Below are 1,643 nucleotides of genomic sequence, written 5' to 3'. Positions count from 1 at the left end.
TATCCAGTGGAACTTTTGGTATAAAATCGTTAGACACAAGCTTTGTTACAGCTCGTCAAATAGAAGCTGCACGTATTGCTGCTACACGTTTCATGAAGAGAGAAGGATCTATCTGGATTAAAATTTTCCCAGACAAGCCTATCACAAAGAAACCTCTTGAAGTACGTATGGGTAAAGGTAAAGGTGCTGTTGAATACTGGGTAGCAACCGTTAAACCAGGTAGAATATTATTTGAAGTAGGTGGTGTGCCATTAGAAGTAGCTCAAGAAGCTTTACGTCTAGCAGCACAAAAACTACCAGTTAGAACTAAGTTTATAATTGCTCGAGATTACGAAGCATAATTTATTTGATATTATGAAACAATCAGAAATTAAAGAATTATCTGTAGCTGAGTTACAAGAGAAACTTAGTGAAACCAAAAAGAGCTATGTAGATTTAAAAATGGCTCATACAATCTCTCCTTTAGAGAACCCAATTCAATTACGTTCCTTAAGAAGAGACGTAGCTAGAATTGCGACCGAATTAACTAAAAGAGATTTACAATAATTCTGCCGAAAAGATGGAAACAAGAAATTTAAGAAAAGAACGTATAGGAATTGTTACTAGTAACAAAATGCAGAAATCTATTGTGGTTTCTGAAGTTAAAAAAGTAAAACACCCTATGTATGGAAAGTTCGTGTTAAAAACAAAAAAATACGTTGCGCACGACGAAACAAACGATTGTAACATTGGAGATACTGTAAAGATCATGGAAACAAGGCCTATGAGTAAATCCAAATGTTGGAGACTAGTTGAAATAATTGAAAGAGCTAAATAATTATGATACAAACAGAATCAAGATTAAAAGTAGCTGATAACACTGGAGCAAAAGAAGTATTGACCATACGTGTTCTAGGTGGTACCAAGAGAAGATACGCATCTGTTGGCGACAAAATTGTTGTTACAGTTAAAGATGCAACACCTAATGGAAACATTAAAAAAGGTGCTGTTTCAACTGCAGTTGTAGTACGTACAAGAAAAGAAGTAAGAAGACCAGATGGATCTTATATAAGATTTGACGATAACGCATGTGTTTTATTAAACCCAACCGGTGAGATGAGAGGAACACGTGTATTTGGTCCTGTTGCAAGAGAACTTCGTGATAAACAATTCATGAAAATTGTATCATTAGCACCTGAAGTGCTTTAATGCAAAATAAAATGACAAAGCTTAAAATAAAATCAGGAGATACCGTAAAAGTAATAGCCGGAGACCATAAAGGTTCTGAAGGGAAAGTGCTTAAAGTATTAAAAGATAAGAACAAAGCGATCGTTGAGGGAATCAACATGGTAAAGAAACACACTAAGCCAAGTGCACAGAACCCTCAAGGTGGAATCGTAGAAAAAGAAGCAGCTATTCAAATTTCCAACCTATCATTGTTAACCTCTAAAGGGGAAACAACCAGAGTTGGGTACAGAATGGAAGGCGATAAAAAAGTGAGATTTTCTAAAAAATCTAATGAAGTAATTTAGTTATGGCATATACACCTAGACTTAAAGAAGAGTACAAAAGCAGAATAACTGCAGCTCTTACAGACGAATTTGGTTATAAAAACATCATGCAAGTGCCTAAACTTCAAAAGATAGTAGTATCTAAAGGAGTTG

At 35.1% G+C, this 1,643-nt stretch carries 5 protein-coding genes and 1 pseudogene; all 6 read left to right on the top strand.

What is annotated here, in order from left to right; genetic code table 11:
- A partial coding sequence (rplP, locus tag ACN5J3_RS14230; protein ID WP_418512158.1) for a 50S ribosomal protein L16 occupies positions 1 to 341 on the top strand: 341 nt, incomplete at its 5' end.
- A 13-nt stretch (positions 342 to 354) separates the two neighbouring features.
- Positions 355 to 546, top strand: a complete 192-nt coding sequence (gene rpmC / locus ACN5J3_RS14225; RefSeq protein ID WP_007650467.1) for a 50S ribosomal protein L29 — start codon at positions 355 to 357, stop codon at positions 544 to 546.
- A gap of 13 nt (positions 547 to 559) precedes the next feature.
- Positions 560 to 817 carry a 30S ribosomal protein S17 gene (gene rpsQ / locus ACN5J3_RS14220; RefSeq protein ID WP_040492188.1) on the top strand — a complete coding sequence of 86 codons (258 nt, stop codon included), beginning with the start codon at positions 560 to 562 and terminating at the stop codon, positions 815 to 817.
- A 2-nt stretch (positions 818 to 819) separates the two neighbouring features.
- Positions 820 to 1,188, top strand: a complete 369-nt coding sequence (rplN, locus tag ACN5J3_RS14215) for a 50S ribosomal protein L14 (protein ID WP_007650464.1) — start codon at positions 820 to 822, stop codon at positions 1,186 to 1,188.
- 11 nt (positions 1,189 to 1,199) lie between these two features.
- On the top strand, positions 1,200 to 1,511 hold the full coding sequence (gene rplX, locus ACN5J3_RS14210; RefSeq protein WP_040492227.1) for a 50S ribosomal protein L24: 312 nt from the start codon (positions 1,200 to 1,202) through the stop codon (positions 1,509 to 1,511).
- A 2-nt stretch (positions 1,512 to 1,513) separates the two neighbouring features.
- Positions 1,514 to 1,643 (top strand): annotated as a pseudogene (rplE, locus tag ACN5J3_RS14205) (50S ribosomal protein L5); the annotation flags it as partial.

The organism is Corallibacter sp. (assembly GCF_048381695.1).
Taxonomy (GTDB): Bacteria; Bacteroidota; Bacteroidia; order Flavobacteriales; family Flavobacteriaceae; genus Corallibacter; species Corallibacter vietnamensis.
The sequence above is the reverse complement of the archived record's forward strand: the minus strand, read 5'-3'. Positions and strand labels throughout refer to the sequence as shown.

Bases quoted from the DNA above. Each gene is read 5' to 3' on its own strand.
- rpmC (WP_007650467.1), top strand. From the start codon at position 355: ATGAAACAATCAGAAATTAAAGAATTATCTGTAGCTGAGTTACAAGAG.
- rplN (WP_007650464.1), top strand. From the start codon at position 820: ATGATACAAACAGAATCAAGATTAAAAGTAGCTGATAACACTGGAGCA.
- rplX (WP_040492227.1), top strand. From the start codon at position 1,200: ATGACAAAGCTTAAAATAAAATCAGGAGATACCGTAAAAGTAATAGCC.
- rpsQ (WP_040492188.1), top strand. From the start codon at position 560: ATGGAAACAAGAAATTTAAGAAAAGAACGTATAGGAATTGTTACTAGT.